Annotated in this window: 16 protein-coding genes; 6 read left to right on the top strand and 10 right to left on the bottom strand. The window is 38.2% G+C overall.

Going from position 1 to position 19,708, the window contains the following annotated elements; all coding sequences use genetic code 11:
- Nucleotides 1-64 precede the first annotated feature (64 nt).
- The 3 genes from cpaB to amvA all read right to left on the bottom strand — a co-directional run bounded on the left by cpaB (nt 65) and on the right by amvA (nt 4,218).
- Entirely contained in the window at nt 65-679 is a 615-nt protein-coding gene (gene cpaB / locus HMPREF0014_RS13950) for a metalloprotease secretion chaperone CpaB (protein ID WP_004886652.1), read from the bottom strand.
- Between the two features lie 22 nt (nt 680-701).
- Nucleotides 702-2,483, bottom strand: coding sequence for a metalloendopeptidase CpaA (gene cpaA / locus HMPREF0014_RS13955; protein WP_004886650.1), 1,782 nt, complete (start codon nt 2,481-2,483; stop codon nt 702-704).
- A gap of 256 nt (nt 2,484-2,739) precedes the next feature.
- The gene (gene amvA, locus HMPREF0014_RS13960; RefSeq protein ID WP_004886649.1) at nt 2,740-4,218 is read right to left on the bottom strand and encodes a multidrug efflux MFS transporter AmvA; all 1,479 of its coding nucleotides are present in this window, start codon (nt 4,216-4,218) and stop codon (nt 2,740-2,742) included.
- 126 nt (nt 4,219-4,344) lie between these two features.
- Between amvA and HMPREF0014_RS13965 the strand changes: the two genes are divergently transcribed.
- Entirely contained in the window at nt 4,345-4,923 is a 579-nt protein-coding gene (locus HMPREF0014_RS13965; protein WP_004886648.1) for a TetR family transcriptional regulator, read from the top strand.
- A gap of 52 nt (nt 4,924-4,975) precedes the next feature.
- Here the strand turns inward: HMPREF0014_RS13965 and HMPREF0014_RS13970 are convergent, their stop codons facing one another.
- The 3 genes from HMPREF0014_RS13970 to HMPREF0014_RS13980 all read right to left on the bottom strand — a co-directional run bounded on the left by HMPREF0014_RS13970 (nt 4,976) and on the right by HMPREF0014_RS13980 (nt 8,627).
- Nucleotides 4,976-6,235 (bottom strand): serine hydrolase domain-containing protein, encoded by a 1,260-nt coding sequence (locus HMPREF0014_RS13970; protein WP_004886647.1) that lies wholly within the window; start codon nt 6,233-6,235, stop codon nt 4,976-4,978.
- Nucleotides 6,236-6,306: 71 nt separating this feature from the next.
- Nucleotides 6,307-7,161, bottom strand: coding sequence for a MaoC/PaaZ C-terminal domain-containing protein (locus HMPREF0014_RS13975; RefSeq protein WP_004708236.1), 855 nt, complete (start codon nt 7,159-7,161; stop codon nt 6,307-6,309).
- Between the two features lie 74 nt (nt 7,162-7,235).
- Nucleotides 7,236-8,627: a 3-oxoacyl-ACP reductase gene (locus tag HMPREF0014_RS13980; protein WP_004886646.1), complete on the bottom strand. Its 1,392-nt coding sequence runs from the start codon at nt 8,625-8,627 to the stop codon at nt 7,236-7,238.
- Nucleotides 8,628-8,862: 235 nt separating this feature from the next.
- Here HMPREF0014_RS13980 and HMPREF0014_RS13985 point away from each other — a divergent pair, with 235 nt between their 5' ends.
- Nucleotides 8,863-10,431, top strand: coding sequence for an acetyl-CoA C-acetyltransferase (locus tag HMPREF0014_RS13985; protein ID WP_002053671.1), 1,569 nt, complete (start codon nt 8,863-8,865; stop codon nt 10,429-10,431).
- Nucleotides 10,432-10,498: 67 nt separating this feature from the next.
- On the opposite strand, the gene aceI is transcribed toward HMPREF0014_RS13985, so the two are convergent.
- Nucleotides 10,499-10,933, bottom strand: a complete 435-nt coding sequence (aceI, locus tag HMPREF0014_RS13990; RefSeq protein ID WP_004886645.1) for a chlorhexidine efflux PACE transporter AceI — start codon at nt 10,931-10,933, stop codon at nt 10,499-10,501.
- Nucleotides 10,934-11,023: 90 nt separating this feature from the next.
- Here aceI and HMPREF0014_RS13995 point away from each other — a divergent pair, with 90 nt between their 5' ends.
- From HMPREF0014_RS13995 to leuE, 3 genes are all read left to right on the top strand, one after another.
- Nucleotides 11,024-11,917, top strand: coding sequence for a LysR family transcriptional regulator (locus tag HMPREF0014_RS13995; RefSeq protein ID WP_004886644.1), 894 nt, complete (start codon nt 11,024-11,026; stop codon nt 11,915-11,917).
- Nucleotides 11,918-12,047: 130 nt separating this feature from the next.
- Nucleotides 12,048-13,037 (top strand): transaldolase, encoded by a 990-nt coding sequence (gene tal / locus HMPREF0014_RS14000; RefSeq protein WP_004886642.1) that lies wholly within the window; start codon nt 12,048-12,050, stop codon nt 13,035-13,037.
- A gap of 73 nt (nt 13,038-13,110) precedes the next feature.
- Nucleotides 13,111-13,761 (top strand): leucine efflux protein LeuE, encoded by a 651-nt coding sequence (leuE, locus tag HMPREF0014_RS14005; RefSeq protein ID WP_004886640.1) that lies wholly within the window; start codon nt 13,111-13,113, stop codon nt 13,759-13,761.
- 36 nt (nt 13,762-13,797) lie between these two features.
- Here leuE and HMPREF0014_RS14010 read toward each other — a convergent pair whose 3' ends face one another.
- Nucleotides 13,798-14,271, bottom strand: coding sequence for an Lrp/AsnC family transcriptional regulator (locus HMPREF0014_RS14010; protein WP_004886638.1), 474 nt, complete (start codon nt 14,269-14,271; stop codon nt 13,798-13,800).
- Between the two features lie 187 nt (nt 14,272-14,458).
- On the opposite strand from HMPREF0014_RS14010, the gene HMPREF0014_RS14015 reads away from it, so the two are divergent.
- Nucleotides 14,459-15,631: a benzoate/H(+) symporter BenE family transporter gene (locus tag HMPREF0014_RS14015; RefSeq protein ID WP_004886636.1), complete on the top strand. Its 1,173-nt coding sequence runs from the start codon at nt 14,459-14,461 to the stop codon at nt 15,629-15,631.
- 73 nt (nt 15,632-15,704) lie between these two features.
- Here the strand turns inward: HMPREF0014_RS14015 and HMPREF0014_RS14020 are convergent, their stop codons facing one another.
- Nucleotides 15,705-16,424 (bottom strand): MgtC/SapB family protein, encoded by a 720-nt coding sequence (locus HMPREF0014_RS14020; RefSeq protein ID WP_004886634.1) that lies wholly within the window; start codon nt 16,422-16,424, stop codon nt 15,705-15,707.
- A gap of 15 nt (nt 16,425-16,439) precedes the next feature.
- Nucleotides 16,440-19,196, bottom strand: a complete 2,757-nt coding sequence (gene mgtA / locus HMPREF0014_RS14025) for a magnesium-translocating P-type ATPase (RefSeq protein WP_020992245.1) — start codon at nt 19,194-19,196, stop codon at nt 16,440-16,442.
- Nucleotides 19,197-19,708: the final 512 nt, after the last annotated feature.

Raw genomic sequence — 19,708 nt, forward strand, 5'->3', positions numbered from 1 at the left:
AGCTCATATCCGTACAGATAAACTGCGAACTGGCTTCTTTTCTCTACCAAAATCATTTATTCCTTTATGGATGATCATGATGTAATTCTTGATCCGTAACCCCCTCATCCATAGTTTGTACCAACCCGACACCATCTTTAATTTCAGCCGAATAATTTCCTTTCTCGGTAAAAATTTGCATGATCGTATAGTGGTCTTTTTGACTTTGAGTAATGGTAAAGAAATTTTGGTTCGGATCGCCTTGATCAAATCTACCAGTCCATCGAATAATATCCTGATCAACAGGTTCGATCTCTACAATTTTCCCTGTACGATTAATGCCATATTCCAACATCTGAAATTTAACAGTGTCCCCGACTTTTTTAAGTTCGATCACATTTGGATCATATTTAATGGCCATACCTTTAGCATTTTTAAGCAAGGGAAAATTAGCTTTAGAATGCAATTGATCTTTTTCTACTTCATTAAAAACAATATGTTGCTGAGACAACCTTTCTTTTTCTGACGGACTCAAATTCAGAATATTTTGACTCTCTATCATTTTTGCCCCAGATTGTTGCCGACTTTCTGGAGAGAACGTTAAAGCAGAAGAGCTTTGCTGTGAAAAAGCAAACCAGACTAAAACTGCTAACGCCACACAAGCGATAGCAGTTCCTATTAACAACTTATTTTTCTTCATTATTTACAGCTAAAAATAGAGATTAGTTATATAGAGAAATTTTTTGTGCGTTCAGGTTAATCACACTAACCGCATCAATTTTTCCTTCTTCACCCAAACGAACACCATATTTAGGATTGTAAAGGTATGGACTAGAATAAAAATTAATATTATTGCCACCCATTGCAGTACTACCTAAGGGATGAGCAAAACCTGAACCGATATTGGTTGAGCCATTATGATATAGACCAAGATTATGCCCAACTTCATGACGCATGGCTGCAAAAGAACAACCTGCAATATCATTTGCACCAATCATGTTATATGCCGAAGCGTTAATCCAAGCCCAGCCACAACCGCCATCCCCAGGTTCATTACCTTGATAATAAACACCGTCTGCCAATACACGTTTCCGCTCGTTTTGTACCGTCGTGTCATCTCGTCCAGTCGAGATTGCTTCTTTTAAAGTAGTAGCTGGGATTTTATAAGTTAAATAGCCCACATCTCTTAAGTAAAAACGTGCATTTGAATTTTCAGCGGTTAAGTTTGTTAAATTTACGCCTTCAATCATTCTAAGTTTTGCTGCACTCTCACCTAAAATTGAGTTTACTTCTGGGCTAGAAACCAACAACATATCAATTGTATAACTATCTACTGTCCAACCTTGAGCGGTGTAGATAAAACGGCGGTTTTCACCATTTTTAATTGCTGTCGACAAACCATTAGCAGCATTAATATAGGTGTCGGCCGATGAATTCGACACAATGACCACCTTATCTCCGACTTGAGCTTGAACTGGTAGCTGCAAGGTCGGCTGCCAATTGGATGTAGACAGTTTTACCTTTAAAGTGGGTTGGGTCATATTCGGTAAAATTGCAGGAATTGTTGCCGTTGAATCAATCACTTTTGTTGGTGAAGAGATGAGCTGCCAATAGCCTTTGTCGCTTACATACATAAACTCATACTGATCGCCTGTTTTAAGGGTTAAGGTCGCTTGGCTATTAACATTGGTATTATTAATTTTTGCAGACCAAGTTGCAGTAGACTTGATAATAATCCTATCCCGATCATTTGCAGTGGTAGGTAAAGTGAAATTAGAAACCCAATTTCCATCTCCAAATGCAATTTCGGTAAGTGGGCTATTTACGGCTGCTAAAGATGTTCCAATTTGCTGAACATTTAACTTCTGAGGTTTTATGTATTCTGGCACCCATTTTCCTAAAGCAGAATAATATTTAAACCAATATTCAGAACCATTTTTTAATGTAAAACTGCTCGGGAATAGTAAGTTGGTTTTATCAATATCCGAACTTACACTTGCTGTAGAAACAACTTGTACGGTTGTTCCGTCACGCACATCACTTGGTAAAGCAATGGTTTGTGCCCATTTGCCATCTTGAATAAGTACTTTTTGCATGGTTGCAGTCGTTAACGGTATTAACTCATAGTTAGCCCCTGTAGTAGGACTAACCGTTGCTAGCTGAGCAATCCATTTATTTTGACTACTATTAAAAATGAATTGATAGATATCTCCGCTATTTATCTTCAACACTTCTAACGGAATATTCGTATTAGAAGTGTCTAAATAACTACTATAAGCAGCACTAGAACGAATTGTAATTTTGTCTGAATTATTAGCATTTGTTGGTAAAGAGAGATTTTTTACCCAATTTCCATTAGCTAAAGAAAACTCTAAATCTGAATAACCCGTCGGAATTGATCCACTATTATTATTCTGATTTGGTGAGAGTACGGTTGCAGCATATACAAGTGAAGATGCAACAATTGCACCAATAATAAGTGATGTTTTTAATTTAAAATTCACAGTAGCCTCTTTTATTTGTTTTTAGATTTTCGAATAGCAGGTTAACAAACCATTTTTTTGCAGTCAATTTTCAAATCATTAATTTTTTATTAAATTTCAATAAGATGATGTTTGAATCATTTTGAAATAAAAACATGAAATTTATTAAATAATAGTTTGTTTATGAGAATTAAATAACTAAATTGAATATAAAGAAAATATTAAAAAGACATTTGAGGGTAAAAAGAAAGATAAATCTCTCTTTTTACCCTTTATTTTAGTTTACTTTCTTAGGAAAACTAAACCAGACAAATACAGTTAACAGGAAGAAACAAATGGCTGAGATAGTAAGCACCCAACTATGTGCATAGCTAAAAGCTTGCTGCGCAACCGCAACTAATTGCTCTCCTAAAGGTTTTTCAAGGCTAGATGCTAATTGCATAGTTTCACCAATTGAAATACTCGCTTTTTCAATTAAGTTTGACGGAAGCTCGGCCGGTAAACTAATTGAGCGACTATAAAACCAAGACAACATCAAACCAAAAATAGCGACGCCTAAACCAGCTCCAAGCTCATAGGCCATACCTTCAATCGCACCTGCTGCACTCGCCTTTTGTGGGGGTACAGATGACATAATGGCAGCAGTTGAAGCCAGTAAGGCAATCTCAATACTAAAGCCTAAAAAGACCATACACGTCCACGCTAAAAAGTGATCAGTCGAAAAGTTAAGTTGGGCAAGTCCCCAGAGACTGAGTGCACTTATTAAAATACCAACAGCAGATACAAGTCTAAGTCCCCATTTATTTAAACAGATTCCTGCTAGTGGACCACCTAAACTAATTGCGATCATAAATGGAATAATAAACATGGCTGCCTGTAATGGAGAAAACCCATGCACAAACTGCAACTCTTGAGACAAGAGTAATTCAAAGCCAACCAACGCAATCATGGAAACAACTGCCATGACAATGCTGGTAGAAATCACTGGATGTTTAAACAATTCCAGATCAATCATTGGCGTGGTCGTTCTTTTTTGGCTTCGAATGAAGTGAATTAAAGTACTTATGCCCACCACAAACATCACGACTGTAAGTACCGAGAAGTTATACATTGCCGATTTGATTGAATAGATCAGGCTTAAAATGGCTACAACCAAAATTAAAGCTTGGCCTAAGTTAATTGGCTGATCAGTTTTTTCTTGTTGTTTAGGAATGATCATTACGATCATAACTAGAACCACTAAAATAATCGGAATGTTAATGAGGAATACAGCTCCCCAATGGAAATGTTCCAGCACAAATCCACCAACTAGCGGGCCAAAAGCTGCCCCACCGCCACCTACTGTAGACCAGAGACCGAGTGCAAAATTTCTCTGCTTTTCTTCGGTAAAAGCATTACGGATGCCTGATAAAGTGGCAGGAATAAGCATAGCTGCCCCTAAGCCTAAAACAGCACGTGAAGCAATTAAGGCATAGGCCGTTGGAGAAAAAGCCGCAGCTAGAGAACCAATACCAAAAACGGTAGTTCCTATAAATAATAATTTTTTAAAGCCGATACGATCACCAAGTGCACCCATCGGCAAAATTAAACCCGCCATAATCAGTGAATAGATATCAATGATCCATAAAAGCTGATTGGCAGTTAAATTTAATGCTTCACTTAAAGTCGGTGTAGCAACATGCATCACTGTTGCATCGATTGTCACAGGTAAATAAATAAGGACAATAATTGTCAGAATTAACCATTTCTTTTGCATAACATTCTTCTAATATCCAAAAATTGGACATGTGTTCAAATCATGGTTATTATATACACAATTGGACACTTGTCCAATTTTTAAATTTAATGTAGTTTGTGTCGAATTCAGTCAGGTGAAAGAAACATGGCCTATCTTAATCGCGATCAACGTAGAGAAATGATATTGCAAGCTGCCATGCAAATTGCTTTGGCTGAAGGTTTTACAGCCATGACGGTACGTAGAATCGCAACAGAAGCACAAACCTCAACCGGACAAGTTCATCATCATTTTTCTTCGGCATCTCATTTAAAAGCTGAAGCTTTTTTAAAGCTGATGGAACAACTTGATGAAATTGAACAAACCCTAAAAACCACTAGCCAATTTCAAAGGCTATTCATCTTATTAGGTGCAGAAAACATAGATAGACTTCAGCCCTACTTACGATTATGGAATGAAGCAGAACTCTTAATTGAACAAGATGCAGAAATACAAAAGGCCTATAACCTTGCCATGCAAAGTTGGCATGAATCTATTGTGCAAGCAATTGAACTCGGTAAGAAAGAAGGCGAATTTAAAAATATATCTAATTCAACAGACATAGCATGGCGACTTATTGCTTTTGTGTGCGGATTAGAAGGTATTTATCAACTTGGATTACAAGGTTTAGCTGAAAACGACTTTAAGCGTCATACTGAAGCAATTATTCGTCTAGAATTATTATAAATGGGAGCTGGCATTTATTAAAAAACACCAGCATTTATTGATTATATAAAATTTAGAACCAACCTTTACGCCCTTTTAAAACTTGGTCAGTGCAGCGTAAGGTTTCTTGAGTCAATCCCCATAAACGATAGTCACCCGTGATTGAACCAATCTGAAAGTTATGGGTATAGGCAAAGCTAAGATCACGCTCAGGGTCACACCATGCCCCTGAACCATTGTAGCCAATATGCCCAAAGCCATTTTTAGCGCGTTTACCCATCGTAATAATACGGTGATATCCTAAACGCCAATTCATTGGTATTGGCATGACACGATCACGTGCATAACTTTGAATGGTACTCAGCTCTTTAAATACTTCTGGGCGAATGAGTTGCTGTCCATCCCATTCGCCTTTATTTGCCAGCATCGCATAAATTTTAGCAAGACTATTCGCAGTAAATGTACCATTTGCTGCTGGAATAACAGCTTGCAATCCTTCATCACTAAAGAAACTAAAATTCTTCATTCCTTTTGGAATCATAGCATCCTGAAAATCTTGCGGGTCCTGCCCAGTCCATGTAATCATTTTTTCAGAAAGTGAACTTTTGCGTGGCTGAGGTTTGTTAGGTTTTTCAGCTTGAGCAGATGCTGGTTTTTCTGGTTTCGGTTGAATAATTAAACGAGCTACCCGTTCCAACTGGCTTGCAGGCGTACCAAAATAAGCACCATCTAACTGCAACGGTTCAATGAGATATTTTTGCATGAGTTGATCTAAAGATTGACCAGTTGCTTTTTCAAGTACTCCACCAACAAGCCAACCAAATGTTAAGGCTTGATAAGCGTTGCCCTGTCCTGCAATGAATCTTGGCTTGGACATAGCCATTACATTCAACATATGTCGCCAGTCGAACATTTCCCTCGCACTTTCAATAATATTTCGAATATCAAACATACCACTTTGATGGCTCAACACATGACGCAAAGTCATTTGCTCTTTACCATTCTGAGCAAACTCAGGCCAGTAAGTCGCAATCGGTTTGTCATATTCTAAAAAACCTTCACTGACTAAAATATGTGCTAAGGTTGCAAGTACACCTTTCCCTGTAGAGTAGCAAACTGCCAAAGTATCAGGTTGCCAAGCTTCAGTTTGTGATTTTAGACCGGTGTAAATATCTACAACTTTCTGACCTCTAAAATAAACCGCTAAAGCAGCTCCACCTTGTCCTGTTCTAGCATCTTGAAGACGGCTGAACTGGTGAGCTAAATCAATAAAACGTTCATCTAAAATACCGTGATAGTTATGGGTATCGGCCAGTAAAATCTCTTTAATCACATGAAGTTCCTTGCATTTTTTGTTATTTTGCTCAAAAGCAGCCCAAACCTGTGTTCAGGCTGCTGATATTTTTATAATGCTTTTACTGTTCCTGCAACATGCGGTTTTTGCGATTTTGCATTACGAATCAAAAAGTCAGTCTTTTTGTCTGTATTGGCAGTTAAAAACTCAACTTTTGATGGTAAGAACATTGGTAGCTTAAACCAGACATCTGCTTCATAAGCATTAGGTAATTCAAGATTCGCTAGTGCTTTAGCTTTGCTCCACATACCATGTGCAATTGCTTGCTTAAAGCCAAATGCTTTTGCAGTAATGGCATGAATATGAATTAAGTTAAAATCACCAGACACTTTCGCGTAACGGCGGCCTGTGTTTTCTAAAATATCCCACTGGGCCTTTGGAACATAAACTGGTGCTTGTTCTTCTTTGGCTTTCTCACCCACTCTTTTCTCGACTTTTTGGCGAGATAAATAAGTCGTTAAGCCTTCCATCACTACTTCATTGCCAACTTTTGCCGTGGTAATAAAGTCAAACTGAACGCCTTTATCATGCGGTTTTAATTCCCCAAATTTGCATGACAAAGTTAGTTTTTCAGTTACACCAATAGGTCTAGTCTGTTTAATCTGGTTACGGATATGCACTAAACCTAAAATTGGAAATGGAAAGGCTTCTGCTGTCATCATGTGCATTTGCAAGCTTTGAGAAAGTACCGCTAAATAAATTGCCGGTACAAAGCCATTATTTTGAAAGCCACATACTTCGTTATAAGCCTTGAGATGGCTCTGATCAATTTCAAGATGGTCTACCACATATTCAACTTGTGGTAAGATTTTTGGCCCCTGCGGCTTTTTAAAAATTAAGCCTTGTACTACTTTTGGATAAGCCAATGCCGCTTTTGGTAGTTGGCTAAAATGACGAGTATTCATACCTAACCTTTTATAATTTATAGATTCTTGAATAAAAAAGGGATGCACAAGCACCCCTATTTAGCTAAGAGTGCTTAAGCGCCCAACAAGCTTTGACCACACACACGTACAACGTTGCCATTTACACCTGTAGAAGCAGCTGATGCAAACCATGCAATTGTTTCTGCCACATCAACAGGCAAACCGCCTTGTTGCATTGAGTTCATACGACGACCTGCTTCACGAATTGCAAACGGAATTGCCGCAGTCATTTGAGTTTCGATAAAGCCAGGTGCTACTGCGTTAATGGTAATACCATTTTTTAAGATAGGTGCAGTAAATTTTACTAAACCGATTACACCAGCTTTTGAAGCAGCATAGTTGGTTTGACCAAGGTTACCTGCAATACCGCTAATTGATGATACACAAACAATACGACCATTTGCATTTAGACCATCGTTTTCTAATAAGTAGTCATTTACGCGTTCAGCAGCAGACAAGTTAATGTTAATTACTAAGTCCCAAAGCTCTGGCTTCATGTTTGCCAAAGTTTTGTCACGTGTAATACCTGCGTTATGAACAATAATATCTAAACCGCCTTGTTTTGCCGCAGCAGCTTTAATTTTTTCGCCCGCATCAGCAGCTGTAATGTCAATTGCCAATGTAGAACCACCAATATCAGCCGCTACACGATCAAGGTCAGCTTGTTGTTGTGGTACATCTAGACAAATAACATGAGCACCGTCACGTGCCAACACGTGTGCAATTGCCTCACCAATACCACGGCTCGCACCAGTCACTAACGCAGTTTTTCCAGCAAGCGGTTTTGCCCAATCGACATCCACTACATCTGCTTTAGATACACGAATTACTTGACCAGATACATAGGCTGAACGTGGAGAAAGCAAGAAACGTAATGTTGATTCAAGATTTGCAGCAGCACCTTCATCAACATAAACAACTTGAGCAGTAATACCCTTTTTAAATTCTTTACCTACAGATTTGATAAAGCCTTCAAGTGCGCGCTGAGCAATTGCCTGTTTTACAGTTTTTGCAGTTTCAGGTGTTGTACCAATCACAATCACTCGACCAGAAGTCGCAACTTGACGTGCAATCGGATTAAAGAATTTGTAAAGTTCGTTTAACTGTTCTGAGTTTTGAATACCAGATGCATCAAATACAACTGCTTTGAATTTTGATTCTTTATCGCCCGCATTGAATGGACGTAAATTTAAACCAACTTTTGCAGCTTCTTGTTGTAATGCAACATTATTGCCTACATAGCTGTCAGCATGAATATTGCTAAGTACTTGTGCAATCGCACCAGACAAAACACTTGACGGCGCTGCGCCAACCAATACTGCACCATTCACTACTGGCTGAGCACTTTCAAAACGCTCTAATACAACTGGCGATGGTAAACCCAGATTTTTAACAACGAATTTACCAATAGGAGATTGCGTAAATGCTTGGTATTGATCAGTCATGATTATTATCTCTCAAAGAAATGAATTTTCTACGACAGGCTTCATTATGTTATGAGATGGAAAGAAACAATATGAAAGCAGTCGTTCATTAGAGTTACTCCAAATCATACTTGAGTTCATCTTTTGATGTCTTGACCTGAATGCTATCTACAATGTCATTCTAGTCAATACAGGTCTATTTGAATTGTGTTAAGGTAGCTTACAAGAATATCGTTATTATGCTTGGAAAAGCCTTATGAGCAAAACAACTCAAGAAAATCCAGCAGTCGAGAATTCTGCTCAGGAAAAAGTGTCAAATACATCAAAGTCGGCTTCTAACACGGCTAAGCGTAACAGCACTACTCCTAAAGCAGCAACTAATACACCAAAAACGACACGTACTCGTTCAACGACTGCACCTGCACGTAGCCCTCGTAGTAAGAGCGCTGCTTCAGCAACCCCGTCTACATCTTCAAATGTAGCTGCAGCACCAAAAGCAACAAAAACCAAAACTTCTGTTCAACAGGATAAAACCATGAGTCAAAACACTGTTCGCCGCGTTGCAATCCTTGGTGGCAACCGTATTCCATTTGCACGTTCAAATACTGCTTACTTTAAAGCGTCTAATTCTGACATGCTGACAGCAGCATTGAATGGTTTGGTTGAGCGCTTTAATTTACAAGGTAAGCGTATTGGTGAGGTTGTTGCGGGCGCTGTTTTAAAACATAGCCGTGACTTCAACATGACTCGTGAAGTTGTATTGAGCACAGATCTTGCTCCAGAAACTCCTGCTTATGATATTCAAATTGCATGTGGTACAGGTTTACAAGCAGCATTTGTCGTTGCCAACAAAATTGCCCTTGGTCAAATCGACGTAGGTATTGCAGGTGGTGTAGATACCACTTCTGATGCGCCAATTGCTGTAGGTGATGGTTTACGTAAAGTTTTACTTGAGCTTAATGTTGCTAAAACTGGTAAAGACCGCCTTAAAGCTTTAACAAAAATTGATTTTAAAAAGCTTCTTGATGCACCAAGCAATGGTGAACCACGTACTGGCCTTTCAATGGGTGAGCACCAAGCAATCACTGCATTAGAATGGGGCATCACTCGTGAAGCACAAGACGAACTAGCTGCAAGCAGCCATCAAAAACTTGCTGCTGCTTATGATCGCGGTTTCTTTGATGACTTAATGACTCCATTCTTAGGTCTTAACCGTGACAACAACTTACGTCCGGACAGTACAGTTGAAAAACTTGCTAAGTTAAAACCAGTTTTCGGTAAAGGCGAAACTGCAACAATGACTGCAGGTAACTCAACTCCGTTAACTGACGGTGCGTCTGTGGTATTGCTTGCTTCTGAAGAATGGGCAAAAGAAAACGGACATGAAGTTTTAGCTTATCTTTCTTTCTCAGAAACAGCAGCTGTTGACTTCATTGGTAAGAACGGTCCTAAAGAAGGCTTATTGATGGCTCCTGCTTATGCAGTACCTCGTATGCTTAAGCGTGCTAACCTTAAACTGCAAGACTTCGATTTCTACGAAATCCATGAAGCATTTGCATCTCAAGTACTCTCTACTTTAAAAGCTTGGGAAGATGAAAAATTCTGTAAAGAACGTCTTGGCTTAGATGCACCTTTAGGTTCAATTGACCGTTCTAAATTGAACGTAAATGGTTCATCTTTAGGTGCGGGTCACCCATTTGCTGCAACTGGTGGTCGTATCTTGGCTACTGCAGCTAAATTGATTAATGAAAAAGGTTCAGGCCGCGCATTAATCTCGATCTGTACAGCAGGTGGTGAAGGTGTGGTGGCGATTGTAGAAAAATAATTTCTATTTATCGACCTAACAAAATAAGCACCCAGATGGGTGCTTATTTCATTTCAATCTATGTGAATTAATGAAGTGATGCCGCTTTAGCATTTGGGAAAAACTTATCTTCAATATAGTCATAGCACCACTGGAAAATAAAGGTATAAACCAAAATACATAAGGTTAAGCCAATATCTAAAATAAATGCATCAATCACTGTCATCTGCATCATATATGCAATCATTGGAACAGTCGCAATCAGCAAACCACCCTCAAAACCAATCGCATGTAAAATCCGCACAGGGATCGTTCTTTCCCAATTATATTTATGCTCTACTTTTTCGAAATAGTGGTTAAAAATCATATTCCAGAAAACAGAAACCACTGCCATAAACACACCGAGTGTTCCAGTCACTTCCATCGGCATGTCAAAAATAAAACTTAATGCAATCGCAATGATGACCAACAAAATTCCTTCATAACTGATTGCATGAATGAGTCTTCTCTTGGAAATCAACATTTTTAAATACTCAATAATAACTTGGATAATGTGCATTTTATTTTTATAATTTTGATTAATCCAATCAGGTTCTTTCAATTTTTTTGACAGATGAATATTAATCAAGAACAACTTCTCATGTTCCAAGCCGTTATGGAAACAGGTTCATTTTCAGCAGCAGCACGGAAACTCGGTAAAGTCCCCTCTGCTGTGAGCATGTCGATTGCTAATTTAGAAATCGATCTGAACCTGACTTTATTTGAACGCAAAGGGCGCGAACCTACTCCTACAGCCGAAGCACGAGTGCTATATGAAAAGACGGCACAACTATTGATTGAAATGAATCAATGGAAACAGCACGCGCATGCATTAAGTACTGGGCTGGAACCAAATCTTACTATTGTTGTAGTGTCTGAGCTGTTACATACCAATTGGACCGACTATGTTTGTCTACTAGAAAGCCGTTTTCCAGACTTACAAATTAATATTGTGTCTGCCCCTCAAGAAGATGCGCTTCAAATGTTATTAGATGGCTCTGCCCAACTGGCCCTTATGTTTGAACGTGAGCATTTAGACAATAGAGAGCAGTTTGTTGAACTCAAACGTGAAGTCTTAATTCCTGTTATTTCAAAAACCCATCCGCTCGCAAGCCAAGAGCATGTTTCTTATGAGCAGATTTTGGGTACGAGACAAATTGTGGTAGCAAGTCGAGATGAAACCTTAAAACCCGAATTATTATTTTCAAAACATTACTGGCGTACAGATAACCACCACTCTGCGTGCTTAATGATTTTACGTAATTTGGGTTGGGGAGTACTGCCGCAAGAGATGTTTAAAGAAAACCCTGAGTTAAACAACAAGCTTAAAGCATTAGATGTATTTGATTTTACACCGCGCTTTGAATATTACGTTGATTTGGTCTGGAGTCGTGAAAGTGAACTCGGCGCTGCTGCACGCTTCCTGATTGACTATATTCGTAATAAGCGAATGCAGCAGGTTCCTTAAAATAATTTCAATTTAGATGCAGAACATAAACGTTTTTCTTTGAAACATAACAATTGATATATCGACAGTATGGATAGAGTTTGTGCTATAAAGAAAACATAAGATTTATTACTGAAGATGTTGAATATCAATGACTCATACAGCACTTGACCAATTAAAAACATTAACGACCGTTGTTGCTGACAGTAGCGACCTTGATGCTATTCGTAAATTTCGTCCCTTAGATGCTACAACGAATCCTTCATTGATTACTGCGGCAGCAGAACAACCAGAAAGTAAAGAGCTCATTGAAGATGCTTATTATCAAGCCAAAGAAGAAGGCTATAAAAATGATGAGCTGATCGAAAGAACCATTGATATTTTAACCGTAAAATTTGGTGTAGAAATTTTAAAACTCATTGAAGGCCGAGTTTCAACAGAGGTTGATGCTGCCCTTTCATACGACACTGAAGCAACCATTCAAAAAGCACATGAATTATGTGAACTTTACAAAGGTTATGGTATTGATCAGTCACGTATTCTTATTAAAATTGCGTCGACTTGGGAAGGTATTCAGGCTGCTAAAGTACTCGAAGCTGAAGGTATTGCCTGTAACCTCACTCTTCTTTTCGGTTTACACCAAGCTCAGGCATGTGCAGATGCGAAAGTGACTTTAATTTCACCATTTGTCGGCCGTATCTTAGACTGGTACAAAAAAGCTGAAGGTGTCGACTCTTACCCAATCGAAAAAGACCCAGGCGTAGTTTCAGTTAAGAAAATTTATACCTATTACAAACAGCAAAATATTCCAACTCAAGTGATGGGTGCGAGCTTCCGTAGTATCGATCAAGTGCTTGGCCTTGCAGGATGTGACTTGCTAACAATTTCGCCGGGACTACTTACTCAACTTGAGCAAGATACACGTGCTGTTAAAGCTGCACTTGATGCAACTCAAGCAAAACAAGCAGAAGCGATTATTAGACCTGCTCAGAACGAACAAAGTTTTAAAGACGAACTCAATCATGACTTAATGGCTTTCCAACTTTTACAAGGTGGTGTTGATGGCTTCATTAAAGCGCGAGATCAATTAAGCCTTTTGTTACGTCAATCCTTTGGAATTGATGCAGAAATTAAATCTTAAAAAACTGCACTTTTCATACAAAATTACCGATTTTTGTTATCATGACAAAAATCGGTTTTTTATTGAGTTTCTCGTGTTCGGCATAACAGATCTAACAACATATATTATTGGTACACTCCTAATTGTGTTATTACCCGGACCCAATTCCCTTTATGTGATGTCAATTGCTTCACGCTATGGTATTAAAACTGGATATATGGGTGCACTTGGTATTTTTACTGGTGATCTTATTTTAATGCTATGTACCGTATTAGGTGCCGCTTCTTTATTAAAAGCATTCCCTTGGGTTTTTATTATTCTTAAACTCGTTGGTGCACTTTATCTGTCCTATTTAGGGTTTAAACTTTTACAAGGCAGTATTCAACGCTGGAAATTACGTAATCAACCACAAGCTGAAATGGCTGATTTACCTACTTTAGATAAAATTCACCCTTACAAAACTGCCTTAAGTATTAGTTTACTTAACCCTAAAGCAATTTTATTTTTCTTATCTTTCTTTGTTCAGTTTATTAATCCAGATTATGCTTATCCAGCTTTAAGTTTTTTAATCTTAGCGGTAATTTTACAAATTATTAGTTTTAGCTATTTAACAGCGCTCATTTTCTCTGGAATTAAACTCTCAGCATTTTTTAAGCAAAATCATAAAATTGCAGCAAGCGGAATTTTCTTAGTGGGTATTTTATTTTTTGGGTTCGGTTTAAAGCTGGCCACTTCAACCATGTAATTTACTAAGGCAATAAAGTTAAAACTTATTAAATTATTAAAATGCCAGCATGCCATCTGTTTTGACTTCATTAAGTACAAAGAATGTTCTCACCTGCCTTACTCCCGGTAAGGCAATAATTTTTTCACTATGAAATCGGTTAAAAGCAGCTAAGTCTTTAACACGAATTTTTAGAAAATAATCGACTTCTCCGGCAACTAGATAACACTCTAGAACATTCTCCAAATCACCTGCGGCTTGTTCAAAAGCTTGAAAGCTATCCGGTGTTGAACGGTCCAGCACTACCCCAACCAAAACGATGGTCTCACGCTGCACCAGACTTGGATTGATTCGAGCACGAACATCTAAGATGGCTCCAATTTTAAAAAGACGTTGCGTATGATTCCAACATGACGAGGTACTAATACCAACAAGTTTTGCTAGTTCAGCATTACTTAAGCGTCCATTTTCTTGTAAACAACGCATAATTTTCAGCTCAAGCGGTGTCAAATTTTCAGCTTGCTCATTCATAAAAATAATATCCAAATTTAATTACTTATTATGAAATAAATAATAGCATTTAGAACCATATAAAAAATATTATTTCATTTTTACACCCAAAATAGGAAGCACCTTCTTTAAAAAAATTGTTAGATTTATCTGGCTGAAAATATAGGCAGAAACATATTAATTTTTCAGGGACTTAGAATATTTAGCCATGCAAAAGATTCTTCAAGATTTTTCTATTCCAGCCGTATTCGCGGGTTTCATTACCTTTCTAATTGGTATTAGTGTTTCGGCTATTTTAGTGATTCAGGCAGCCCAAGCTTTAAATGCTTCACCTGAACAAATCACCTCATGGTTTTGGGCTTTAGGTTTGGGTCTTGGTTTATCAGGACTCATCCTTTCTTGGAAATTTAAATACCCTGTAGCAACAGCTTGGTCTACTGCCGGTCTCGCTCTAATTATTGCAACTGGCGGTGGATATAGCATAAATGAAGCAATTGGTTCTTTTTTAGTTGTTGGTGTACTGACTGCGGTTTTAGGTTTTTCAGGAATATTTCAAAAGGCGCTTTCATATATTCCTCAAAGCTTGACCAGTGCCATGCTTGCAGGCGTTTTACTCAAATTTGGTATTTCACTTTTCGCAAGTTTGCAAAATGATTGGGCATTCGTTTTATCTTTACTCGTCATTTATATCATTACCAAAAGATTATGGCCGCGTTATAGCATCGTGTTCACAGCACTTGCTGGTGTTGTGCTCTGCCCTGTGTTTTTAGACTTTCATATGCCTACACTTCACTGGTCTTTGGCTAAACCTGTTTGGATTAGTCCTGTGTTTAGCTGGTCAGCAGTTTTAGGCTTAGCGCTACCACTGTTTGTGATTAGTATGGCTTCACAGTATTTACCTGGTATTGCCATGATTAAAAGTTATGGCTATAAACCACATGTCAATCAACTTATTGGCTGGACTGGTTTAACCCAAGTTTTGCTTGCGCCTTTTGGTTGTTATAGCGTCAATATTGCCGCGATCAGTGCGGCTGTATGCCTTGATGATCAAGTTCATCCTGACCCAAGTAAACGCTATATTGCTGGCATAAGCTCTGGTTTTTTCTATGCATTGATGGGACTCTTTGCAGCAACACTGACAAGCTTACTCATGTCCTTTCCTCATATTTTTATTGTAGCTTTAGCAGGTATTGCATTACTTGGCACCATTAGCCATAACATTGCGCTTGCCTTTGGCCCAATTGAAGACCGTGAAGCAGCACTATTTACCTTTTTATGTAGTGCTTCGGGTATTCAATTTTTCGGTATTGGTTCGGCATTTTGGGGACTAATTGTCGGTATTATTGTATTTGTAGTCCTTAAATTTAAGGTTAAAAAATAACACCTACAATAGAAACTTTGCGCTTAACCATTTAGAGCATTTCATAAACAATTAAGTGCAAAGTCTCATTAAATTAATTAATTGCGTTTTTATCCCAAAAAGCCTGTCTTATTTGTGGCATCGCATTTAAGTGGTTAATAATATGCTGCGCTTCTTCCGCTTCAATTGAAGTCGCAATTAAGGTCACTTCTATTTCAACCTCTTTCTCTCCAAAAGGTGTTACATCAATGTCTTTGGGAGGGTAATTGTGGTGTTTCAACGTTAGATTTAATTCATCCATAACTACTTTGCTCTGACTTCGGTCACAGATAATATAAATTACATGTAAAACCTCTGTATCATCGTCTAATGGACGACGATCAATGATATGAACAATCGGTCTTAACAACGTATTGGCAGATAAAATAAAAGCTGTTGCCAGTATGGCTTCAATAATTAAGTCAGAACCCGCAGCAGCCCCTACCGCAGCAGAACACCACAAAGTTGCTGCGGTATTTAAGCCATGGATGTTACCTTCTTGACGCATAATTACACCTGCGCCCAAGAAACCAATACCCGAAACCACATAAGCAATGACCCGAACAGCGCCATCTGCTCCAGTAAGATTTGTTGCAACATCCACAAAGATTGCAGCACCTACAGCGACCAGCACATTGGTCCGAAGACCAGCAGTCCGTTGCCTATATTGCCGTTCAAATCCAATTAAAGCTCCTAAAATAAAAGCAACTGAAAGACTAATTAATGTATCAATAATATTGGATAAATCTGCATGTTGTAGAAATTGCAACTTCATCTTGCACCTATAATTTTATTGCCAGCCGTAACGGCGGATATAGATTTTTTTCACCCATTGAGTAATACACATATAAGCAATTAAAATTAAAGGCAAATATAAGAAATAACTTAATGGTAAAGCTTGCAGTTTTAAATAACTTGCTAAAGGGCCCATTGGTAAGAAAATACCAATACACATAATCACTACTGTCATGACTAACAATGGGGTTGCAGCACGACTCTGAATAAATGGAATCTTAGACGTACGGATCATATGCACAATTAACGTTTGAGTGAGTAACCCCACTACAAACCAGCCAGACTGGAATAAAGTCTGATGTTCAGGTGTATTTGCCGAAAACACAAACCACATTAAACAAAAAGTGATAATGTCAAAAATAGAGCTAATCGGTCCAAACACCACCATGAAACGGCCAACTTCTTCAGGTTGCCAACGCTGCGGTTTTGCAATTAACTCTTCATCAACGTTGTCAAATGGAATCACGATTTGTGACACATCATAAAGTAAGTTTTGAATGAGTAAGTGAATAGGCAGCATTGGTAAAAATGGAATAAAAGCACTCGCAATTAATACCGAAAAAACATTACCGAAATTTGAACTTGCCGTCATTTTGATATATTTCAACATATTGGCAAAAGTTCTACGGCCTTCAATTACACCTTTTTCAAGTACCATCAAGCTTTTTTCAAGCAAGATTAAATCTGCTGATTCTTTAGCAATATCTACTGCCGTATCTACTGAAATACCAATATCGGCAGCGCGTATAGCCGCGGCATCATTAATACCGTCTCCCAAGAAACCAACCACATGACCGTTGGCTTTTAACTGCTCAACAATACGTTCTTTATGTACAGGGCTAAGCTTTGCAAAAATATGGTATTGCTCTACTGCTCTTTTGAGCTGCTCATCGGTTAAGGTTTCAATTACACCGCCCAATAGAACTTGATCATAGTTCAGACCAATTTCTCGGCACACTTTTTGAGTGACAAACTCATTATCACCAGTAAGTACTTTTACGGTTACACCATGAGCATGCAAACTTTGTACTGCTTCTCGAGCAGACTCTTTAGGTGGATCAAGAAATGCGACGTAACCAATTAAAATTAAATCACTTTCATCAACAACCGAATAATTTTCCTGATTATTATCAAACTCACGATACCCTACAGCAACAACACGTAAGCCATCTCGGTTATAACGTTGAGTTAATGCTTCAATTGCGACTTCACGTTGCTTTGTTAAAGGCTCTACTTTGCCATTTACCTCGACATAACGGCAAACCTTTAACATTTCCTCAACTGCGCCCTTGGTAATCATACGCACTTTTTCTTGAGGGGTTTTTACAACAACCGACATACGGCGGCGATCAAAATCAAAAGGAACTTCATCTAACTTCTTATAACGTAACTTTTGAGTTTTGATCTGATCATCAACAGCTTCTAACACTGCCACATCAAGCAAATTTTTCAAACCTGTTTGATAGTAACTATTTAAAAATGCTTGCATGAGTACAAAGTCTGATTTTTCCCCATGAACATCAATATGTTGAGATAAAAAGATTTTGTCTTGAGTTAGCGTTCCAGTTTTATCGGTACATAAAACATCCATTGCACCAAAGTTTTGGATCGCATCTAGACGTTTAACGATTACTTTCTTTTTAGATAAGAAAACCGCACCCTTGGCTAAAGTTGAAGTCACAATCATCGGTAGCATTTCTGGAGTAAGACCAACAGCAACCGATAATGCAAATAAAAATGCCTCTGTCCAATCACCTTTAGTGAAACCATTAATAAAAAGTACAACAGGTGCCATCACCAACATGAAACGAATAAGTAACCAACTGACTTTGTTGACACCCATTTGAAATGCCGTGTTACTTCGATCAGTAGCCGTAACTCGGTGAGCAAGTGCACCAAAATATGTTTGAATACCCGTACTTAAAACAACTGCCTGAGCCGAACCAGAAACAATATTGGTCCCCATAAATACAATGTTATCTAGCTCTAAAGCACTCGTTTCTTCGAGATTTTTCTGCAATGGAAATTTCTCGACAGGCATTGATTCACCAGTCATTGCAGCTTGAGAGACAAACAAATCTTTCGCATTTAAAATTCTGCAATCAGCAGGAATCATGTCACCTGCAGATAATAAAATCACATCACCTGGCACCAAATATTGAATTGGCATTTCAAATTGGTGATTGGTTTGGTTTTTAATATCAATGCCATAACGCTCATGCATAAGCTCTAAATCTTCTGCACTAACTTGATGACGCAGTACTGTAGCGGTATTACTTACCATTGCCTTTAAAGCATCTGCAGCTTGATTTGATTTTGCTTCTTGCCAATAACGAAGTAACGTCGAGAGAATAACCATCACGCTAATAATGGTTGAACCCGTTAAATCATCGGTAAAAAAAGCAATTAATGCCAAAAGGCTAAGCAAAATATTGAACGGATTGCGGTAGCAATACCAAAGATGTTGCCACCAAGTTAATGGCTTCTCATGAGTGATCTCATTAAGCCCCACTGCCATTTGCTGGGTATGTGCTTGTTCTTCTGTAAGCCCTGTGTAATGAGTATCGAATTGTTTTAATAAATCACTTGATTGGGCTCTTGATGCATCGAGCAAACGCATAGATAAATTTTTGCTAATTTCTTGAGCATAGCTAGATTGATGTAGCTCTTTAAAAGATCGATTACGACCAAAAAAACGCATCAAATGAAATCTTTGTAAAAATGCTGTGAAGAGTCGTTGCCAGAATTTCATCGCGAAATCCTCCATTTTTTAGGCGTACAAAGCTCTCGACCTTATTGATAAATAAAGTCTATAAAAATTTAAAATTTAGAAAGGAATCGGAGATCGTAGAGTTACGATGAAGAAGAGAAAATTAGCCCAAAGCCGAACCAACGCTGACGGAAAGTCGCGGGCTTGAACATAGCTCGAATACTTTGAATCGTATGAGACGAATTATTTACCAAAATTGAATTTTGGTAGTTATAGCAGTGTGTGGAAGCATATAAGAACATTGGCTTCTCCCCATTTCTAGCGAGAAACTAAATAGATAAGTGCTTGAAGTACTTAATTACAAAAAATAATTTGTATAGGTTTAATCTAATTTTTTACAAAGCTATCTCATTGCAAGATAGCCCTTCCTAATGGTTATCTTGCTCAGTATTGGCTTTGGTTTAATTGATAATTAAACTCGAACCTCGAACAACTACCCATTTAGGATCTCCATTAAATAAACTCGCGGCAAGTATATGTTTTACTCTATAACA

The sequence above is a fragment of the Acinetobacter sp. RUH 2624 genome (assembly GCF_000162375.2).
Taxonomy (GTDB): Bacteria; Pseudomonadota; Gammaproteobacteria; order Pseudomonadales; family Moraxellaceae; genus Acinetobacter; species Acinetobacter nosocomialis.